Origin of the sequence: Rivularia sp. PCC 7116 (assembly GCF_000316665.1) — a bacterium.
GTDB lineage: Bacteria > Cyanobacteriota > Cyanobacteriia > Cyanobacteriales > Nostocaceae > Rivularia.
In genome coordinates, this window is sequence record NC_019678.1 from 3,636,887 (window position 1) to 3,655,217 (window position 18,331).

The window sequence follows — 18,331 nt, forward strand, 5'->3', positions numbered from 1 at the left end:
AGTTTACCATCAAGGCATCTTCGTTAACTATTCAAATAGTGATAGCTGAATTGTTTGTTTAGCACTATCAAGATTTGACAGCGAAAGACCTAACAATCGGATACTGCGATTTTCCAGTTGAATGCTGCTGAGTAAGGCTTTTGCCGAGCCAATTATTGCATTTAAATTACTGAATGAAACAGTTACAGTTTTGCTGCGAGTAATTTGCTGATAATCGGAAAATTTCACTTTGAGCGTTATAGTTCTACCGCTAGTTTGATGCTTTTCTAATCGCTTTTGTAGAGTTAGAGCAATTTGTTCGAGTTCCCGTAATATCGATGTTTCATCGCTTAAGTCTTTGGCAAACGAGTTCTCAGCACCGATTGACTTACGGATGCGGTTTGGTTGCACTGCTCGGTTATCTTCGGCTCTGGCAATGTTGTAGTAATAATTGCCTGCTTTGCCAAAATGCCTTACCAAAAATTCAAGTTTTAGCTCCTTTAAATTCGCACCATTATGAATACCTAATTTTTTCATTTTGGAAGCCGTAACTTTACCAATGCCGTGAAATTTTTCAATTGGTAACTTTTCCACAAATTCCTGGGCTTGTTCTGGTAAAATTACTGTCATCCCATTTGGCTTATTCGCTCCAGATGCCATTTTTGCCAGAAACTTATTTATCGAAACACCAGCAGATGCGGTAAGCTTAGTTTCTTGAAATATTTCCTTTCTAATTAAACGAGCAACTGTAGAAGCGTAAGGAATATTTTGTTTATTTGCAGTCACATCGAGGTAAGCTTCATCGAGAGCAACCGGTTCAAATATATCGGTGTAGCGTTTAAAAATATTGTGGATTTGAGCCGATATTTCTTGGTAAATATCAAACCGAGGACGAACGATAATTAAATGCGGGCATTTTGCAACGGCAAGTTTAGATGGCATTGCTGAATGAATGCCAAACTTCCTTGCTTCATAACTTGCTGCCGATACCACGCCGCGTTGATTGGCAGAACCTCCAACTACTAAAGGTTTACCTCGATACTTGGGATTATCTCTTTGTTCTACCGAGGCATAGAAAGCATCCATATCAATATGAATGATTTTCCTAATCTGGCTCACTCTATAACTCAAATTAAAACTAAAATTACCGGTATAATTGTACTAATTATTTTGATTTCCGCAACTTTGACTCGTCCCCCGCCTCAAGTTTTTTAACCATAGTTAAGCAGAGTTTTGATTTGAAAATACAATCTTTAATCAATGAGAGAGATTTAATTAAAGTGAGAAATTTCTCATTAAACTTTCATGCATACTTCATAAGTAAAGTTGATTATGTGAATAGAAAAGCAGATATCAATTAGATGTTTTCTTTGCGCTCCCAATTAATGACGGCTAGTTCAAGTTGATGTGTTTCTAAAATGTGTTCCCTGAAAAATAGAATTAGTAAAGCACTAATACCATGAAAAAGTTATTATTTTATTGCCAGCATATATTAGGAATGGGGCATTTAGTCCGTAGCATGGAAATTGTTCGCGGCTTGATGCCAGATTTTCAGGTTTGCTTTATAAATGGTGGACAAGTTGTTAAAGAGTTTCAAATTCCTCAAGGAGTTGAAGTTATAAATTTACCCGCTATTAAGACTGATGCCGAGTTTAAACAGCTACAGGTTGTTGATAGTTCTTTATCTTTAGCTGAAGTTCAAGAAATTAGAAAAAATCGGCTTTTAAAAGTTGCTGAGGAATTTCAACCTGATGTATTGATGATTGAATTATTTCCATTTGGCAGAGGTAAGTTTTCTTTTGAATTAATTCCCTTGTTGGAAAAACTACGCGCTTGCAAAAAGCCCGTGAAAATAGTTTCTAGTTTGCGCGATATTGTTGTAACCAAAACAAATCGGGTTAAATATGAAGAAAAGGTCTGTAGATTAATGAATCAATATTTTGATATGCTATTGATTCACGGCGACTCAAATTTTATACATCTAGATGAAAGCTTTTCTAGATTAAGAGATATTCAATGCGACACTAAATATACTGGCTACGTTGTGCAAAAAGTAGAAGTTAAAACAGAATTAAGTCAGGAAGATAAAAAGATAATTGAATCGGAACAACCGTTAATCTTAGTCAGTGTCGGCGGCGGTAGGTTTGGACATGATTTAATTGATTGTGTAATTGAAAGTGCTGATATTTTATCTGCAAAAATTCCCCATCACATTCAGGTATTTACTGGGCCATTTGCACCGGAAGCTCAATTAAAAGCATGGCAATATTTTACTCAGAATAAGCATAATATTAAAGTTAGCCGCTACACCCCAAATTTACTCAGCTACATGCAAAAAGCCGACCTTTCGATTAGCATGTCTGGCTATAACACCACTTTAAATGTGATGAATACTGGTGTTAGAGCAATGATTTTACCTTTTAAGGGTAATGACGACCAAGAACAAAGAATCAGAGCAAGTAAATTAGATAATTTAGGAGTTGTAAAAATGCTTGATGATTCTGATTTACAACCTCAAATATTTTCGGAAAAAGTAATTGATTATCTCAGAATAGAACCTTGCAAAATTAAATTTGATGCTAATGGTGTAGAGAATACCGCAGCATTAATAAAAAATCTGGTTGTACATCAAAAAATCGCTTAGCTTAATCTTAGCTTAATCTTAGCTTAATTAAAAATAAATTTTACCGTCCAACAATCATCTAACTTACAACTGATAATTTCATGAATAAAACTCAAGCAAAAATTTGCATTACAACGATAGAATATCCTCCTGATGTTGGTGGAGTTGGTGAATCGGTAAACCGCATTGCTAAAATGCTTGCTAATAGCGGTTATGAAGTTCACGTTGCTGTTTTTCGCTCCAAACAACGGTTTGCTTCTGACGATATTCGCAGACGTGCTGGTTGCAATACAAGTTTACAAGATAATATTTTTGTACATCGCATACAGTCAGCAGTTCGCGCTAACGTTACTGAATTAACTGATTATTTAACTGATGTTTATTTTCAACTCAAACTTTTACATCAGAAATATCAATATGACCTATTTCATGGCTTTTTTATGATTGAAACGGGTTATGTGACAACGCTTTTAGCTAAAGAAAATAATCTACCGGTAATTAACAGCGTTCGTGGTGCAGATTTGCACAAACATATTTTTAGTCCTAAAAATCACGCTCCAATATCGTGGATTTTAGACAATTCTGACTGGGTAACTTTCGTTAGTCATACTTTACAAAAAAGGGCGGGATTGATTTGTCCTCGTAGTAAATCAAAATCTTCATCTTTTTGGAATTCTATCGCTCCGATTAATTTTGAAGAATTACCAACTCCGGATTTAATTAAAGAGTTACCAGGTTTAATTATTGGTACTACCGGAAGATTTCGCGATAAAAAAGGGATTGAATATCTTATCGACGCTTGTAGTAAACTAAGTAAACGCATAAACCTGACTTTGTTACTGATTGGTGATTTTGTCGAAAAAGAAAGAAGTTACTGGGAGCATGAATTAAAACATCAAGATTTGGGTTCTCGTTTTCAAGTAACTGGGATTAAAACTCGTCAAGAAACTTTAGCTTATTTACCTCATTTAGATATTTTTGCCATACCTTCTTTAACTGACGGTTGTCCGAATGCATTATTAGAAGCGATGTCAGCAGGTTGTACAATTGTTGGCAGCAATGCTGATGCTATTGGTGAAATTATTGAAAATGGCAAAGATGGCTTATTAGTTAACCCAGGAGATTCCTCAGAATTAGCAGCAGCATTTCATTATTTAGCTGATAAACCCCAATTGCGAAAACAATTAGGTGCAGAAGCAAAACTTAAAGTCTCAACGCAACTTGCACCAGCAATTGAATTAGATAATTGGTTAAGTATTTATCAGCGAGTTTTTGATAAATCCAAATCCGTTTTCTTGAGTCTAGTTAATTAAATTACAGGTATATTTCTCCCCTCTCTCCCCCCTCTTCCCCTTCCCATCACAGGAGAAAGTAATAATGCCCGAGAAAAAAGTGACAATTGTTGTTGTTCCGCGAGAGCGTTTTCAATTTGCGAAGGAATCTCTTGAAAGTCTTTACCAAAACACTAATTATCCATTTGATTTAGTTTATGTAGATAACAATTCACCTACAAAACTGCGACGTTATCTAGAAACTCAAAGTAAAGAGAAAGGGTTTCAAATAGTGCGATCGCATCACTATCTTTCACCAAATGCTGCCAGGAATCTGGGTTTGCGTCAAGTTACTACTGAATATGTGGTGTTTGTTGATAATGATGTTGTTTTTTCTCATGGTTGGCTCAAACCTTTGGTTAATTGCACTGAAGATACTGGAGCTACAGTAGTTGGTTCTTTGGTATGTCAATATAAACCAGTTCATGAAATCCTTCACTGTGCCGGTGGTGAATATATGCAAGCTGATGAATTTGCAAAGTTTTTACGAGGTGAATCTGCTGTCTCTCAAACTTTGGAAAATCAAGGTAAATGGCGAATTAATGAAAAAACACCATTCCAAAATCAGCGAATTGTAGATGTAGCCGATAAATTAAAACGTCAACCTACTGGGTTTATTGAATTTCATTCGATACTGGTGCGAAGAGAAGTTTTTAGCAAAATTGGCATGTTAGACGAAAGTTTAATGTGTACTAAAGAATACATTGACTTTGCGATGTCTGTAACTAAAGCTGGTGGTGAGATTTATCTCGAACCGGCTTCTATAGTTACATTTCTTACCCACCCACCAGCACCAGCCTTGAAATGGCAGGATTTACCTTATTTTATGTTGCGGTGGAGCGATGCTTGGGAACTAGAGAATTTACAGCATTTCCGCAAAAAGTGGGATTTAGTCGAAAACGAATATTTTATTAGACGCTGTACCACAAAGCTAGGAAAAAGAAGATACGAAGAAATTGTCAAACCTGTAGTTAAAGGTTTTAGCTTTTTACCCAAACCTTTAAGAAAATCCCTAGAAAAAAAGTTAGTTGCTTGGGAAAAGAAGCTTAATCGTTATTTATCCAATCGTCATAGCAGATTGACAAATAGCTATTCAAACATGAATACAGATATCAATTCTCCGATACAAGCTTATAACCTCAGCAATCAAAAAGGAAATTAAACCCAAATGCTTTATAGAAAATTTGGTCAAACCGGATGGAAAGTATCTGCGATTGGTATGGGTACCTGGAATATTGGTAACCAGTGGGGCTATATAGAAGAGCCACAGTCTTTAGCTACCGTCCGCAGTGCTTTCGATAATGGTATAAATATATTTGACACTGCCGAATCATACGGCGTAACTCCTGGTTTATCGGAAGAACGTTTGGGAAAAGCTCTTAAAGGTATTCGCGACAAGGTTTATGTAGTCACCAAAATGGGACGTTTCGGCAGACGCACCGGACAAACTGTTCCCATGACAACAGTTGACATGGTTCGCCTTTGCGCTCATGCTTCCTTGTTTCGCTTGCGTACCGATTGGATTGACGTAATGCTTTGCCACGAAGGTAAAATCAAAGATCCAACTATTTATTTACAGGGTTTTGAGATTCTTAAAGAACAGGGTTATATCCGGCATTATGGTATCTCCACAGATAAATTAAAGGTTCTGAAAAAATTCAATGTCAACAATACTTGCAGTGTTGTGGAAGTTGACTATTCATTATTAAACCGGGACGCAGAGCCAGAATTTTTACCATACTGTCAAGAACATGGTATAGCTGTATTAGTTAGAGGTCCTTTGGCTAAAGGTTTATTATCCGGTAAATACAATTCAGAAACGGTTTTTACCGATAATGTTCGTTCTGAATGGTACATCGACGAAAATAGAAGGCAAAAATTAGCCTCTAATATGGCTAAGGTAGAAGCGCTCAAAACCATATTAGAACCTGGGGAAGAGATGATTAATACCGCTTTGCGTTTTCCTATATCTCATCCAATCGAACCAATAGCGATTCCTGGAGCTAAATCTCCCGCTCAAGCTGTCATGAATGCCAAGGCAGGAGACAGGATTTTATCGAGTCAGGAAATAGATAAGTTAATTTTGCAAATGCAGAGAAATAAGATGGCGTTGCTCAATCAAGCGTAGTAAGCCTAAAACTCATATCTGCTTTCCAGGTTCAACCTGGGAAATAGCTTATGCAGGCTCTGCTTTGGGCTTATACCAATTCTGTATGAGGCTGCGCTCAATCGCCCATGTCCTTACGGACACGCTCCGCTAACACTCTAGCTATGGTGGGGCTACTTAAACAAAGCCCCTCTACAGGGGCTAAATTCGGTGCATCTTTGTAAAGAAATAGTATTAGATGGTAAGTAGGTAGGCATAATTAAATATAAGATAAAACCTCACCACGCCACTTGCTATAAGTCGGGGAACCCGCCCAACGCAGTGGCTTCTCAATCCCTCTCCTTAGTAAGGAGAGGGAAGCCGGAGGAAGGGTGAGGTTTTATATTTAATTTGATCCACTTACTTAATTGGTAATTAAAAAGTATCATTTTTGTAAAACATAACATTAACTCGTAATGGGAGCATCTCGGTATCTGCTGCTATTAAAAAACATAGAATGTCATCTTTTTTGAAAAGGATTGTTGCCTTTGGTTTACAAGCTATTGTAATTTCTTCATTTTCTTGTCACAAAGTATTAGCTGAAGAAAAGCAAAATATTAATAAATATGCTATACAAAACTTCCCTAGCGTTGATGAATTATCTGATATAACAACATTACAGCGAACTCAAAATATTGATGAAAGTTATTTACAAAATCTGCAATATTTTATTCAGCGTTACAATATAGATACAGAATATCCTTTAAATAAAATTCAGCTAAATAATGCAACTGAACGCGATAATTTTGCTTCAATTCTTAATATTATTATCAAAAATATAAACCAATTGCAGAGTCAACAAAAGTCTAATCTACTTACTCAAGAGGAACTAATATTTTTACATAAACTGCAAACAGAATTTGCTTCGGAATTAAATAGTATTAATAACAGAATAGATAAATTAGAAAATAATAGTTTATCACAATTTTCTACCACAACTACCATGAGTGGAGAAATTGTCTTTGCTTTGAATGGTATTGCTAGTGGAAATAAAGCTAATGATAAAAGCGAAAAAATTGATAGTAACATAACTTTTGGCAATCGCGCTAAAATAAAATTCAAAACTTCCTTTACCGGTAAAGATAGATTAGACACTTCCTTGAAAACCAGCGATATCAAACCACTTAAATCAGCGTCAGGAACTGATATGGCACGCTTAGCTTATCAAGGAGATAAAGACAACGATGTAGAATTGAGCGATTTAACATACAGGTTCCCAATAGGAAAAAAAACTAGAATTTATGTTGGTAATAAAGGTTTAGATATTCAAGATTTTGCAGATTCGATTAATCCTCATTTAGATGACACAGAGTCAGGTGCTATATCCCGTTTCGCACAGCGTAACCCTATTTTCCGTCAAGGGGGTGGTGCTGGAATCGGCTTTAGATACGAGATTACCGACAGTTTAAAACTTGGAGCCGGATATGTTGCTAACGATGCCAATGAACCCGAAACCGGTATAATTAAATCCGATTATGCTGCGATCGCGCAACTGACTTTGGAACCTAGTAAAAAATTATCGGTTGGTTTAAATTACGTTCATTCTTACAACAACATCGATACTAATACCGGCAGCAGTGGTGCTAATGACCCATTCGATGATAATAGTAAAGCTATAACTGGGGATTCTTTCGGTTTACAAGCTTCAGTTGCTCTCAATCAAAACTTTTCTTTAGGAAGTTGGGTTGGTTATACTCGTGCTAAAGCCAACGATTTACCGCAAAAGCCAACTGCAAGTATTATTAATTGGGCGGTGACTTTTGCTTTCCCAGATTTAGATAACAAGGGTAGTTTGGCTGCCATAGTGATTGGGCAACCACCAAAACTGATTAACAATCAATATCAACCGAACAATCAAGAATATATAGATAAAGATACCTCCTTGCATTTAGAAGCTTTTTACCGTTTTAATATTAATAACAATATTGCCATAACTCCCGGTATAGTGGTGATTACCAACCCCGAGCATAATAGCGATAACGATACTATTTATATTGGAACTTTACGCACAACTTTTAGCTTTTAGAAAGTGTTTATAAAATAAAACAGCAGAGTGTGCTTACTCCCATCACGCTCTAAGATTACCTATAAGAATTTCTCCCTCACTCCCTCCCTCTCTCACTCTCTCACTCAATAATTTAGGTAATCTTGCACCGGGAAGGGAGTAAGACTGAGTTTTGATCAACATATACAGTCAATATCAAGCAATGAATAACCTGGATGTTGATAGTTTGAACAGTTGATCGTCTGCCAAGGAATCTGTAGTATTTATGCTTATAAAGATGAGAATTTAAATATTTTGTATACTACAAAGTAAAGAAAATTATCTAGGGGTATAATTACAAAGTTTTTATTTCTCTACCTTCAATTATGGTGTTAAACACCCAAATAAGCGACAATTTAGACATTAACCCACCCAAGACCACTGTTCTAGACGGTCAAGCGCAAATAACTTTTGACCAAAATAGAAATAATAGGGGAGTAACTCAAGGGAGTTTCAAAGGCTTATCACTTGCGTTTAGTCCTTCTCAGTTCACCGTAGATGCTCCGATATATGAGAATGTAAAAGATGCCTATAGCAACGATGAAGGAACTAACCAATCAAAATGGAAGGTTCCCAAAAACGACCCGTTAGTATCACTTGGAGTCGTTACATATACAAATGAGCTTATTTCTGGCGAAGATGGAAACGATTCTGGAAATTCCCAAAGCATCATAGGTGGTGGAAAGTTAGGTATTACAATAAATGACCCGGTGGGTGTAACTCAAAAAATTACATTTCCAATACGAATTTATGACCAACTAGAAGGTCCTGAAACAATTGCGCTTAAATCGACAAATAGACCTTTCAAGTTTTTAATTAAAGGGACACCTATTTATTTCGACTATATAGGTGGAAAGCCAATCTCGAATGCTACTGGTGTTGATACCCCAACACAGTATAAAGAAGCAGATCCAGGGCTTGAGGATCTAAGTTTTAACTTTGAGGTGCAAGATGGAACAACTGCACAGATTGAATTATTTGGCAGGTTCTATACAACAGAAGATTTACCTGACCCCGCGATCATCACTTCTATTTCTGAAGATACAGGAGTGCCTGGTGATTTTAGAACTAGCGATAACACACTTTTAATTAATGGTACGGCTGAACCCCTGAGTGAAGTTTCAGTGTTTTTAGATAGTGAAAAGATTGGCACGACCAATACTGACATTACAGGAAGCTGGTCATTAGATCGTACTGGCACAAAGTTATCTGATGGAACATACGAACTTACCGCAACTGCAATTGATTTAGAAGGTAATGCTAGTAGCACTAACAAGTCACAATTATTAGAAATTGATTCTGACTTTCATATAGAAGTTGATGATTCTGACCCTAACTTGACTGATGAAGCACGAGAAAAAATTCAAGACGCAGTGGACTTTTGGGAGAAAATCATTGCAAACGATATTCCAGATGTAAATGACCCTTCTGTTGGTGGACTAGTTGACGACCTAAAAGTAAAAATTAATGTCAATACAAATAGTACAGCAGATTTAGGCAACACATCAGGTTATAAGCATCGTCAGCCAAGTATCGACCCGCTTACAGGCGCTCCTTCAAGCTCCCCAGGTCTACCCTATTATGCAGAAATATTTTTTGAATTAGACGATTTAAAAACCCCCCAGGGGATTCACACGATAAAGCATAAACTAGGTCATGCCCTTGGATTTAACCAAGAGACGTTTGGTAACAAAGGATTAATTACGCCTATTCCAGGATACCAGGATACTTATGGTTTCAATGGAAGCAATGCTTATGCTGCCTATAAAACGGTTGGTGGCCCAACCCATAAACATAACACTGTGCCCCTTGATGAAACCGCAAGTCACTGGCATGAATGGCTATTCCCAGATGATTTTGGGAACGAAGGGACTGAAGGGTTGAATTCAGCTGGTGATGAATTAATGAGTAAGCAACCAGCCAAAAATAAGTATCCTTTTTTAAGTGAGCTTACGGTGGGAGTTTTAAAGGATTTAGGTTACGAGATAGAACCTAACTATCAAGCTGATGCAATTACTATGGAGACGGGAGTATATTTGTATTCAAGTAGCCCATTACTTAATATCCCATATTAGTTACAAATAAAAAGTTTGGCTCATCAGCACTTAGTATGCTCAAAAAGGGCGTTGCTGATTACAAGTATGAATGGCCCCCGCGAGCCCCCAATTATGGGGGAACAAGATAATTAAAAGTCCCCCGTTTAGGGTGTATTACGACTTTTTAGAATTCGACGGCAAAAAGAAAAGGTGAAATAAAAACTTCATATTTTTACCCAGCAACGTCAAAACGTTTATTTTGATGTGGAAATTGGACTTGTAGCTTGACAGCAATTAACAAGGGGATAGTTTGCGAAACTATCTAATTCTTCCGATTTGAGCAAACTTTCCCAGCCTGCTATTACTGGAGCATTCTGAGGTTTACTAAGACGAAGTTCTGCTAAAGCACTCAGGGAATCGTACCAAATCCCTTTTTCCGCGTAAAGCGCTGCTCGTTGCAGAGGTGTTGCTGAAGCGAGACGCTGTGTAAAAGTAGAATTTAGTTTAGTCCGTTGAATCCATCCATCAACAGCTTCTACTTGTTCTGGTTTTTCTGGACTACACTTATATTTTACTTTCAAAAACCAATGATAGTTAGTTTCGTTGGCTTGCAGTGGCTTAATAGCTTTATTTGTCGAAACGCGAATTATTCCCGGTTTTTCTGGTTTATTTAATAAAGTTCGATATACAGTTTTACTTGGTTTTTGGGACTCATCTTTGATAACAAACTCCAGCTTTGTAATAGATGATTTATCATAAGGAACAAAAAACCAAAAAGTAGGATAATCACTGGTTGTTAAACCCCAAATTTTAGTTACTGGAATATTGTCTCCTTGCACTTTAATAGTTTCTTCGTAGTCGGGAACCAATGCCATCAAAGATTGTGTATCGCTACCGCATCCTCTACTAGCCGCTGCTCCACGGTTTCCCGCACCACTGCGATTCGGTGGCGGCGGTGGCGCAGTAAAGCTAATTGAGCTACTGTTTGAACTCAATGATTGTGCTTTGATTGCTTTATAGAAAGTTAGATTAACTAAAATACTTGCTAATAAAGCAGCTGTAATTTGTATTTTTTGTAAATTATTTTTCATAGTCAGTTGTTAGTTTTTAATTGTTAGTTATTAGTGGTTATTTGTATCAATTTCGGTTATACCATAATCATAAACAAATTAGTTCAAAAAACTCTGCGTTCCTTGGCGCTTTCCTCCATGTCACTCTACGTTTAAAAAATATGCACTTCCGATACCAACGGATTTTATATTATTAGTTTTGAGTTCAAAAAATCATTTACTGTTCACTGTTCACTGCGAACTGTTAACTGTTTAAAGACTACCGTAGTACAGAATAAAGCGATGGCGGGGGGAACTAAAGGAACCCAGCAGCCGTTAGAACTTAATAAAATCAGACTGCTACCATATAAAATAATCAATCCTCCCCCAACTCCCAATACTAAATAAATCGGTTTTCGCAAGTACCAAGCCAGCAAACCACCAGTGAATGACCAACCAAAAACCCAAATTGCTTCACCCCATATCGGTAAACTCCATAATAAAGGTCTTCCATTTAATGCAGCACTCAGTAATTGACTCACCATCTGCGCTTGTAAAATAACTCCCGGTATGGTTTTTGCTTTTCCTTGTTCGGTATAGGGAGTCAAAGAATAATCTTTAAAAGTATGTGCAGTTGTACCAATGAGAACTATTTTACCTTCAACTGCTTTGGGGTTTAGTTTACCTGCTAGCACATCACCTAAAGTAATTTGTCGAACAATATTTTCTGGGGATGGAGAATGACGGTAATTCAGTAAAATTTGGTGCCCGAGGGCATTAATTCCCTGATATCCTCCAGTACGGGCTTCTAAAAGTTTGAATTTTAGCTTACCTAATTGCCATGTTTGTTTATCGGGAAACTCTAAATTAATTCCTTTATTCTGAAGATAGCGTAAAGCTAATTGCACGCTCAAAGCATAGTAAGTATTACATGCAGAAGCAGGAGGAGGATCTAACGATAAATAATGCCGACGTACTATGCTGTCATTATCTAAAAGAATATCGCTAAAACCTAAATTATTCTGATGTAGTTCCGGAGGTGGAGCCACACCATATTTACCTTCAGAATCACTAACTTTACAAACTCCTACAAAGCGGCTATTTTGCATCCGTTTTGCTAATTCGGGATAATCTTTATTTGCTGGATAATCTCTGTATATATCTAAACCAATCGCTGCTGGTTGATATGACTCTAATTTTTCTAACAATTTGTGAAGAAATTTATCAGACAAAGAACCCCTTCTTTTTTCTGATTGCTGTGCCCGTACATCGTCTTCAGTTACGCTCACCACCAACAAACGGGAATCTGGTTCTTCGGTGGGACGCATCTGCATCAATTGATCGAATGCTTTTATTTCTAGAGGTTGCAGCATTCCCAGATATCGGACTCCCATTAGTAATCCAGTCATCGCAATACTAATAGGAAATATCCATGATAAACGAAGCCAGCTAGAAATTGGTTTTTTAGCAGGTTCTTCAGGAGATTTTTTAGGAGTTTCTTCGCGATCGCTAGCTGATAAAGATGCAGAAATATCGGTATCGCTTTTAGCTACAGTATATAAATCTTGCCAAGATAAAGGCACTTGGGCAGGGTTTTGACAAATGACAGGTAACCATGTGGCGCAAGGAAATTTATTTTCCAATCCTTGTAACCTTTCCCTTGCTTCTCTTACAGCTAAATATAAAGGTTCTCCCTTGGCAAACTTCTCCAGAAAATACTTTAAAAATTCTTGCGCGACTGCATCGGGTACGGGTTCGCGCATGACAATAATTTCAGGAATATGTAAATCTGCGAATTCCCTTGCCAATCCCAAACCGTCGCAGGAGTTGAAAATCGCTAATTGCAAACCTCTTGCAACCGCTTTTTTCAAAGCATATTTTAATTCGCTAATTGTCAGACTTTCAGTTTGATTTATGTGAATTCTTCCAGTTTCGTTTTCAAGAGTGGCGCTATGTCCGGCAAAAAATAAAATCTGCCAATTCTGTTCCCACAACTGATTATTAATATGCTTGCGTTCTGGTTCTACTAAAAAAGTGATGTCTGCATTCGGTAACTGCTCTAAAATATTGCGGTCAGTTTGGGTATCAATTCCCTCGCTGTTGCCCAAGATAGCCAATATTTTAACTTTGTCATTAGTAAATTCAGTTTTATTGACTTGCTCGTAACTACAAGCACTCAAAGCAATTTCTGCCTTGGGATAGCGTTCTAACAAGTCCCAAAGATGCCAGGGGAGTTTTTGCAGTCGAAAATCTTTGGTTTGGATAAGTATGCGGATATCATCTTCAGATGTGAGTTTTTCTAGAAGTTTCTCGCGGATGGGACGAAAGCAATCGGAGGTTAGCCAATTATTGAAACGTATTTTAAAATCTTCAGTTGCTTGTTGGCATTCTTCCAAAGTAGGAGTTCGATGAACTTTCTTTGATATACCTTTAATCCGGGATGGTAATCTGAGGTGACGGTAAATAGATTGCCATCGGAAATAATCGTTTGTAATTTCTGGATTTGGAGGAAGCTTTCCCGTAATTTCCGAATTCGGGCGGGCATTTTCGTCACCTATTTGCAGGATAACAGGGAAGCCTTGTTCAAAGTCTCCTTCTCCTAACTTTAAGATGACTAATTTGCTCATAGGTATTTTTTCTACAGATGACGAGACATTTCTATACAAGTAAACATTTACGAACTTAGCAAAGTAAAGAACTATTTGAAAGCCGGTTCTTACTCATCTAATTCAAATCTACTACGAAATACCTGGATATTTCTCGATAGTTTGTAATTATTTAAGTAAGTATTTAACCTCATACATCAATTTTTTACCATCAACCGTAATCTGAATACTATATCAAGTATTATTAATTACATTGTAAAGAGGTACTATTACGTTTTGGCATAGCTAAATCCAAAGAAAATTTTTGTAGAATTGATGTTTATATCATGTTCCCTTGAGTGGGTTAGGGATGAGCATTGAATCAATACAATTCTTGAAAGGAAGAATAATGTATTGCGTTTAACAAATAGTTGCAACCAAAATGAAGATTAAAGGGAACACGATATTAGAAGTCATTAAGCAAACTTAATTAAAAGAGGAAGAGCATCAATCATCGAGGTAATAAAATCTTGGAGGTCAAATTCTTTGAGAGCTTTAAATGCATCCTTTAAATCGCTACCACCTTCAATTAAATCGAAACTTTCATAAAAAGCTTCTATCAAATTACCTTCCTTAACAGCGATCGCAGCTTCAGCTAAAGATTTACCATCTTCAAAGTCAGCTAAATTAAAGCCAGCAGTAAGTGCTTCGAGATAATTTCCTGCTTTCAAATCGTCAATAATGTTCAACCATTCTTGTGCATCTTTAAACTGTCCTAAAGAAAGCACATCCGATAATGCATCAAGATATTGTCCGTCTTTGACTGCCCAAATTGTATCAGCCCATTGGGTTACCTCGTTAAATCCTAGTTCGGAAAGACCTTGCTCAATTGCTTGACGAGCTTTGGCTACGTTCTCGTCTCTTAAGGTTTTAATCCAATCACTGTTAATGTATTTTTGAGCATCGTTACCAGCTAGCGCAATTAAATGGTCGGCAACTTGATCGTAATTACCATCTTTGACAGCAACAGCAACATTAATAAAGGTATCAGCTTTGGCTTGGTCGATATTGAGAGAATCTAAACCAACTAATTCTAAACCAGCTTCTAGCGCTCCTTTATAGTTCTTATCAATAACACCCCAAGCAATATCAACAAATTCCTGAGCGTTATCAAAGCCAATTGTACTCAAAGCTGCATCAACTGCATTTTCCCAATTACCTTTCTCCATAGCCCATGCTACAGAAACAAAAAGCTCGGAAACTGTTTTATCCACACCTAAATTATTCAAACTTTCCGATATCGCACCTTTGTAGTCACTATCTTTCAATTCCCAAAATACATCAACAACAAAATCAACCATTTTGGGAGTAATAACATTAGAGCCACCATAAAAAGCAAGGGCTGAATCTATTGATGATTTTAATACAGCTTTTTCATCCCCTTGTATAGCATTTACAATACCTTCAACTGCACCGACAGCAGTACCAACTACCGGTACTCGCTTAAGTATATCTACTACATCATCGGTTACTACTTTTTCAATATCTTTACCGATATTTTCCGCTGTATCTACAATCGTATCTAATACTTTAGAAACACCTAAAGTCGATTTAGCATCCTCATATAAGCTGTTGGTAATTTTCGTAAAGTTTCTAGCGCTTTTGTTCGCATCATTAAGCCAATCTTTAACACCACTGCTTAGCACTTCTGTAACTGCGGTGAAATAGTTGACTCCAGTAACCCTTTGCAGTACGCCAACTGCTTGATTAAAGGAAGCACCCTCATCCCGCAATATTTTACCTAATCGATAGGAACTCATGCCGTAGCCGCTGTGCCAAACGGCTAATCCCACATCGGTGTAGTTGAAACCCGTAGCACCATCATCCATTGCGTCGGCAATACCTTCTTTGCTGATGCCAATATAACGCAGCGCTTGCCCAATTTGCTGTTGTGATGCACCTTCACCCCAAAGGATATCAGCAATTTGTCTGGAATTAGTCTTGTGACCGCTATTCCATAGACCAATTGCTGTATCAATATAATTCAAAGTTTTGCCGTTTTTTAAAGTTACACCGTCATCAATCGCATCTGCAATTGTCGGTAAACCGAAACCAAGATATTTCAGTGCTTTACCAATTTCAGCTTGACTAGCTCCTTCATCCCAAAGTAAATCAGCCAGTTTTCTGGTACCAATTTTATGTCCGCTATTCCATAGACCAATTGCTGTATCGGTATAATTCAAAGTTTTGCCATTTTTCAAAGTCACGCCATCATCTAAAGCATCAGCAATTGTGGTTAAACCGAAACCAAGATATTTCAGTGCTTTACCAATTTCAGCTTGTGAAGCTCCCGTATCCCAAAGCAGGTCAGCGAGTTTTCTGGTACCAATTTTATGACCGCTCTTCCATAAAGCAGTAGCGACACTGCTGTAATTTAAACCTTTTCCATCGCTCTTAGTTACACCATTATCAACAGCATCAGCAATAGTGGTTAAACCAAAACCAAGATGTTTAAATGCTTTACCAATTTCAGCTTGACTAGCACCTTCATCCCAAAGTAAGTCAGCGAGTTTTCTGGTATTAAGCTTATGTCCGCTATTCCATAAAGCAATAGCTGTATCGGTGTAATTTAAAGTTTTGCCGCTTTTTAAAGTTACACCATCATCAACCGCATCAGCAATAGTGGTTAAACCAAAACCAAGATGTTTCAGTGCTTTACCAATTTCAGCTTGACTAGCACCTTCATCCCAAAGTAAGTCAGCGAGTTTTCTGGTATTAAGCTTATGTCCGCTATTCCATAAAGCAATAGCTGTATCGGTGTAATTTAAAGTTTTGCCGCTTTTTAAAGTTACACCATCATCAACCGCATCAGCAATAGTGGTTAGACCAAAACCAAGATGTTTAAATGCTTTACCAATTTCAGCTTGACTAGCACCTTCATCCCAAAGTAAGTCAGCGAGTTTTCTGGTACCAATTTTATGACCGCTATTCCATAAAGCAATAGCTGTATCGGTGTAATTCAAAGTTTTGCCGTTTTTTAAAGTTACACCGTCATCAATCGCATCTGCAATTGTCGGTAAACCGAAACCAAGATGTTTAAATGCTTTACCAATTTCAGCTTGACTAGCACCTTCATCCCAAAGTAAGTCAGCGAGTTTTCTGGTATTAAGCTTATGTCCGCTATTCCATAAACCAGTTGCGACACTAGTGTAATTTAAACCATTCCCATCGCTCTTAGTTACACCATCATCAATAGCATCTGCTATTGTAGCTAAATCTAAACCTACGTTATTGAGTGCTTGACCAATTTCAGCTTGAGTGGCTCCTTCATCCCAAAGTAAATCAGCTAATTTTCTAGCATCAATTTGATGACCGCTATTCCACAAACCAGTCGCTACACTATTATAATTAAGTCCGGTTCCGTCGCTTTTAGTTATTCCATCATCTAAAGCATCAGCGATTGTAGATAAATCGGAACCAACATGCTTGAGTGCTTTGCCAATTTCAATTTCGGTTGCTCCTTCATCCCAAAGCAAATCAGCTAATTTCCTAGCATCAATTTGATGACCGCTATTCCACAATCCTTTGGCAATATCAGAGTAATTAAAGGTTGTACCGTTATCAAGAGCATCTGCAATGGTTTCTAATTTAAAACCAAGACTAGAGTTTAAGGTCTGAGCAATTTGTTCTACGCTAGCTCCTTCTTCTTGGAGAGTTTTAGCTAAATCTCGCTCGCTAAAATCTGTTGGTTTGCTGTCCCAAAGTTCTTTTGATCTGGAAGTATAATCTTGAGAATATTCAATTTCAATTTTTTGTCCATCAATAGTTATAGTATCAATATCATCTTCTGCTTTAATTGCGATAATTTCTGCATCAGATAATGTCTTTCCTTGAACTAGCGCACTAAATAATTCTCCTTCATCTCCAGCAGCATCTACATTATTAATACGAGAATCAATAAAATGTCCGACTTCTTCTAAAATTACGCCAGTGATAGCATTAACATCATTTTGATGGATGTTAACAAAATCTCTAGATAAATAAATTAATCCATTTAAACTATCATATCCACCATTAGCACCATTAATTTTATCGTCGGAAACAATTTTGATTTCAGGAATTTCGCTAAAATTATCTTTGCCAAAATTATCAATTAATTTATCGGCAATCTCAGTTTTAAAAGTTTCACCAAAAGCAAGTTTTAATTTATCGGTAAGAGCGGCATCTGCTTCTAAGCCAGTTAATAGATTTTGTACTTGTTCAACAGCTTTTCCTGTAATATCTAATTCTAATGAAAAATCATGAGCAAAATAACCATTATTAGAATTATCTAGATTGACCAAATCGGTAGTAATTAAAATTCCACCAACTTCTTTAGTTTCACCAAGTAAATCTTTATCTAAATAATCTGGATAGTTGCCAATAATGGAACTTGAATCGATAGCAAAATTAGAACTAAATCGAGAATTATCTTGAGTATTGAAGCCAGAATCTAACATTATTTTATTCCTTCTGGATTGAATCTACTGTCTTTTTCT

At 37.0% G+C, this 18,331-nt stretch carries 10 protein-coding genes; 6 read left to right on the forward strand and 4 right to left on the reverse strand.

All coding sequences use genetic code 11. The features are described 5' to 3' along the window. Window positions 1–27 precede the first annotated feature (27 nt). Complete coding sequence (gene dinB, locus RIV7116_RS14260; protein WP_232435804.1) at window positions 28–1,098, reverse strand: DNA polymerase IV; 1,071 nt, start codon at window positions 1,096–1,098, stop codon at window positions 28–30. A 340-nt stretch (window positions 1,099–1,438) separates the two neighbouring features. Between dinB and RIV7116_RS14265 the strand changes: the two genes are divergently transcribed. From RIV7116_RS14265 to RIV7116_RS14290, 6 genes are all read left to right on the forward strand, one after another. Then, on the forward strand, window positions 1,439–2,623 hold the full coding sequence (locus RIV7116_RS14265) for a glycosyltransferase family protein (protein ID WP_015118996.1): 1,185 nt from the start codon (window positions 1,439–1,441) through the stop codon (window positions 2,621–2,623). 80 nt (window positions 2,624–2,703) lie between these two features. Further along, window positions 2,704–3,915, forward strand: coding sequence for a glycosyltransferase (locus tag RIV7116_RS14270; protein WP_015118997.1), 1,212 nt, complete (start codon window positions 2,704–2,706; stop codon window positions 3,913–3,915). A 64-nt stretch (window positions 3,916–3,979) separates the two neighbouring features. Then, the gene (locus RIV7116_RS14275; protein ID WP_015118998.1) at window positions 3,980–5,095 is read left to right on the forward strand and encodes a glycosyltransferase family 2 protein; all 1,116 of its coding nucleotides are present in this window, start codon (window positions 3,980–3,982) and stop codon (window positions 5,093–5,095) included. A gap of 6 nt (window positions 5,096–5,101) precedes the next feature. Continuing rightward, on the forward strand, window positions 5,102–6,061 hold the full coding sequence (locus RIV7116_RS14280) for an aldo/keto reductase (protein WP_015118999.1): 960 nt from the start codon (window positions 5,102–5,104) through the stop codon (window positions 6,059–6,061). Window positions 6,062–6,536: 475 nt separating this feature from the next. Then, the gene (locus tag RIV7116_RS14285; RefSeq protein ID WP_015119000.1) at window positions 6,537–8,105 is read left to right on the forward strand and encodes an iron uptake porin; all 1,569 of its coding nucleotides are present in this window, start codon (window positions 6,537–6,539) and stop codon (window positions 8,103–8,105) included. Window positions 8,106–8,449: 344 nt separating this feature from the next. Then, window positions 8,450–10,198 (forward strand): Ig-like domain-containing protein, encoded by a 1,749-nt coding sequence (locus RIV7116_RS14290; RefSeq protein WP_015119001.1) that lies wholly within the window; start codon window positions 8,450–8,452, stop codon window positions 10,196–10,198. A gap of 215 nt (window positions 10,199–10,413) precedes the next feature. Here the strand turns inward: RIV7116_RS14290 and RIV7116_RS14295 are convergent, their stop codons facing one another. From RIV7116_RS14295 to RIV7116_RS14305, 3 genes are all read right to left on the reverse strand, one after another. Continuing rightward, window positions 10,414–11,250, reverse strand: coding sequence for a DUF928 domain-containing protein (locus RIV7116_RS14295; protein WP_015119002.1), 837 nt, complete (start codon window positions 11,248–11,250; stop codon window positions 10,414–10,416). Window positions 11,251–11,453: 203 nt separating this feature from the next. Next, window positions 11,454–13,835: a CHASE2 domain-containing protein gene (locus RIV7116_RS14300; RefSeq protein ID WP_015119003.1), complete on the reverse strand. Its 2,382-nt coding sequence runs from the start codon at window positions 13,833–13,835 to the stop codon at window positions 11,454–11,456. Window positions 13,836–14,269: 434 nt separating this feature from the next. Further along, entirely contained in the window at window positions 14,270–18,292 is a 4,023-nt protein-coding gene (locus RIV7116_RS14305; protein ID WP_015119004.1) for a hypothetical protein, read from the reverse strand. Window positions 18,293–18,331: the final 39 nt, after the last annotated feature.

Excerpts from the sequence above, each read along its gene's own strand:
- RIV7116_RS14290 (WP_015119001.1), top strand. The coding sequence starts at position 8,450 with ATGGTGTTAAACACCCAAATAAGCGACAATTTAGACATTAACCCACCC.
- RIV7116_RS14300 (WP_015119003.1), bottom strand. The coding sequence starts at position 13,835 with ATGAGCAAATTAGTCATCTTAAAGTTAGGAGAAGGAGACTTTGAACAA.
- RIV7116_RS14270 (WP_015118997.1), top strand. The coding sequence starts at position 2,704 with ATGAATAAAACTCAAGCAAAAATTTGCATTACAACGATAGAATATCCT.
- RIV7116_RS14280 (WP_015118999.1), top strand. The coding sequence starts at position 5,102 with ATGCTTTATAGAAAATTTGGTCAAACCGGATGGAAAGTATCTGCGATT.
- RIV7116_RS14295 (WP_015119002.1), bottom strand. The coding sequence starts at position 11,250 with ATGAAAAATAATTTACAAAAAATACAAATTACAGCTGCTTTATTAGCA.
- RIV7116_RS14275 (WP_015118998.1), top strand. The coding sequence starts at position 3,980 with ATGCCCGAGAAAAAAGTGACAATTGTTGTTGTTCCGCGAGAGCGTTTT.
- RIV7116_RS14265 (WP_015118996.1), top strand. The coding sequence starts at position 1,439 with ATGAAAAAGTTATTATTTTATTGCCAGCATATATTAGGAATGGGGCAT.
- RIV7116_RS14285 (WP_015119000.1), top strand. The coding sequence starts at position 6,537 with ATGTCATCTTTTTTGAAAAGGATTGTTGCCTTTGGTTTACAAGCTATT.
- RIV7116_RS14305 (WP_015119004.1), bottom strand. The coding sequence starts at position 18,292 with ATGTTAGATTCTGGCTTCAATACTCAAGATAATTCTCGATTTAGTTCT.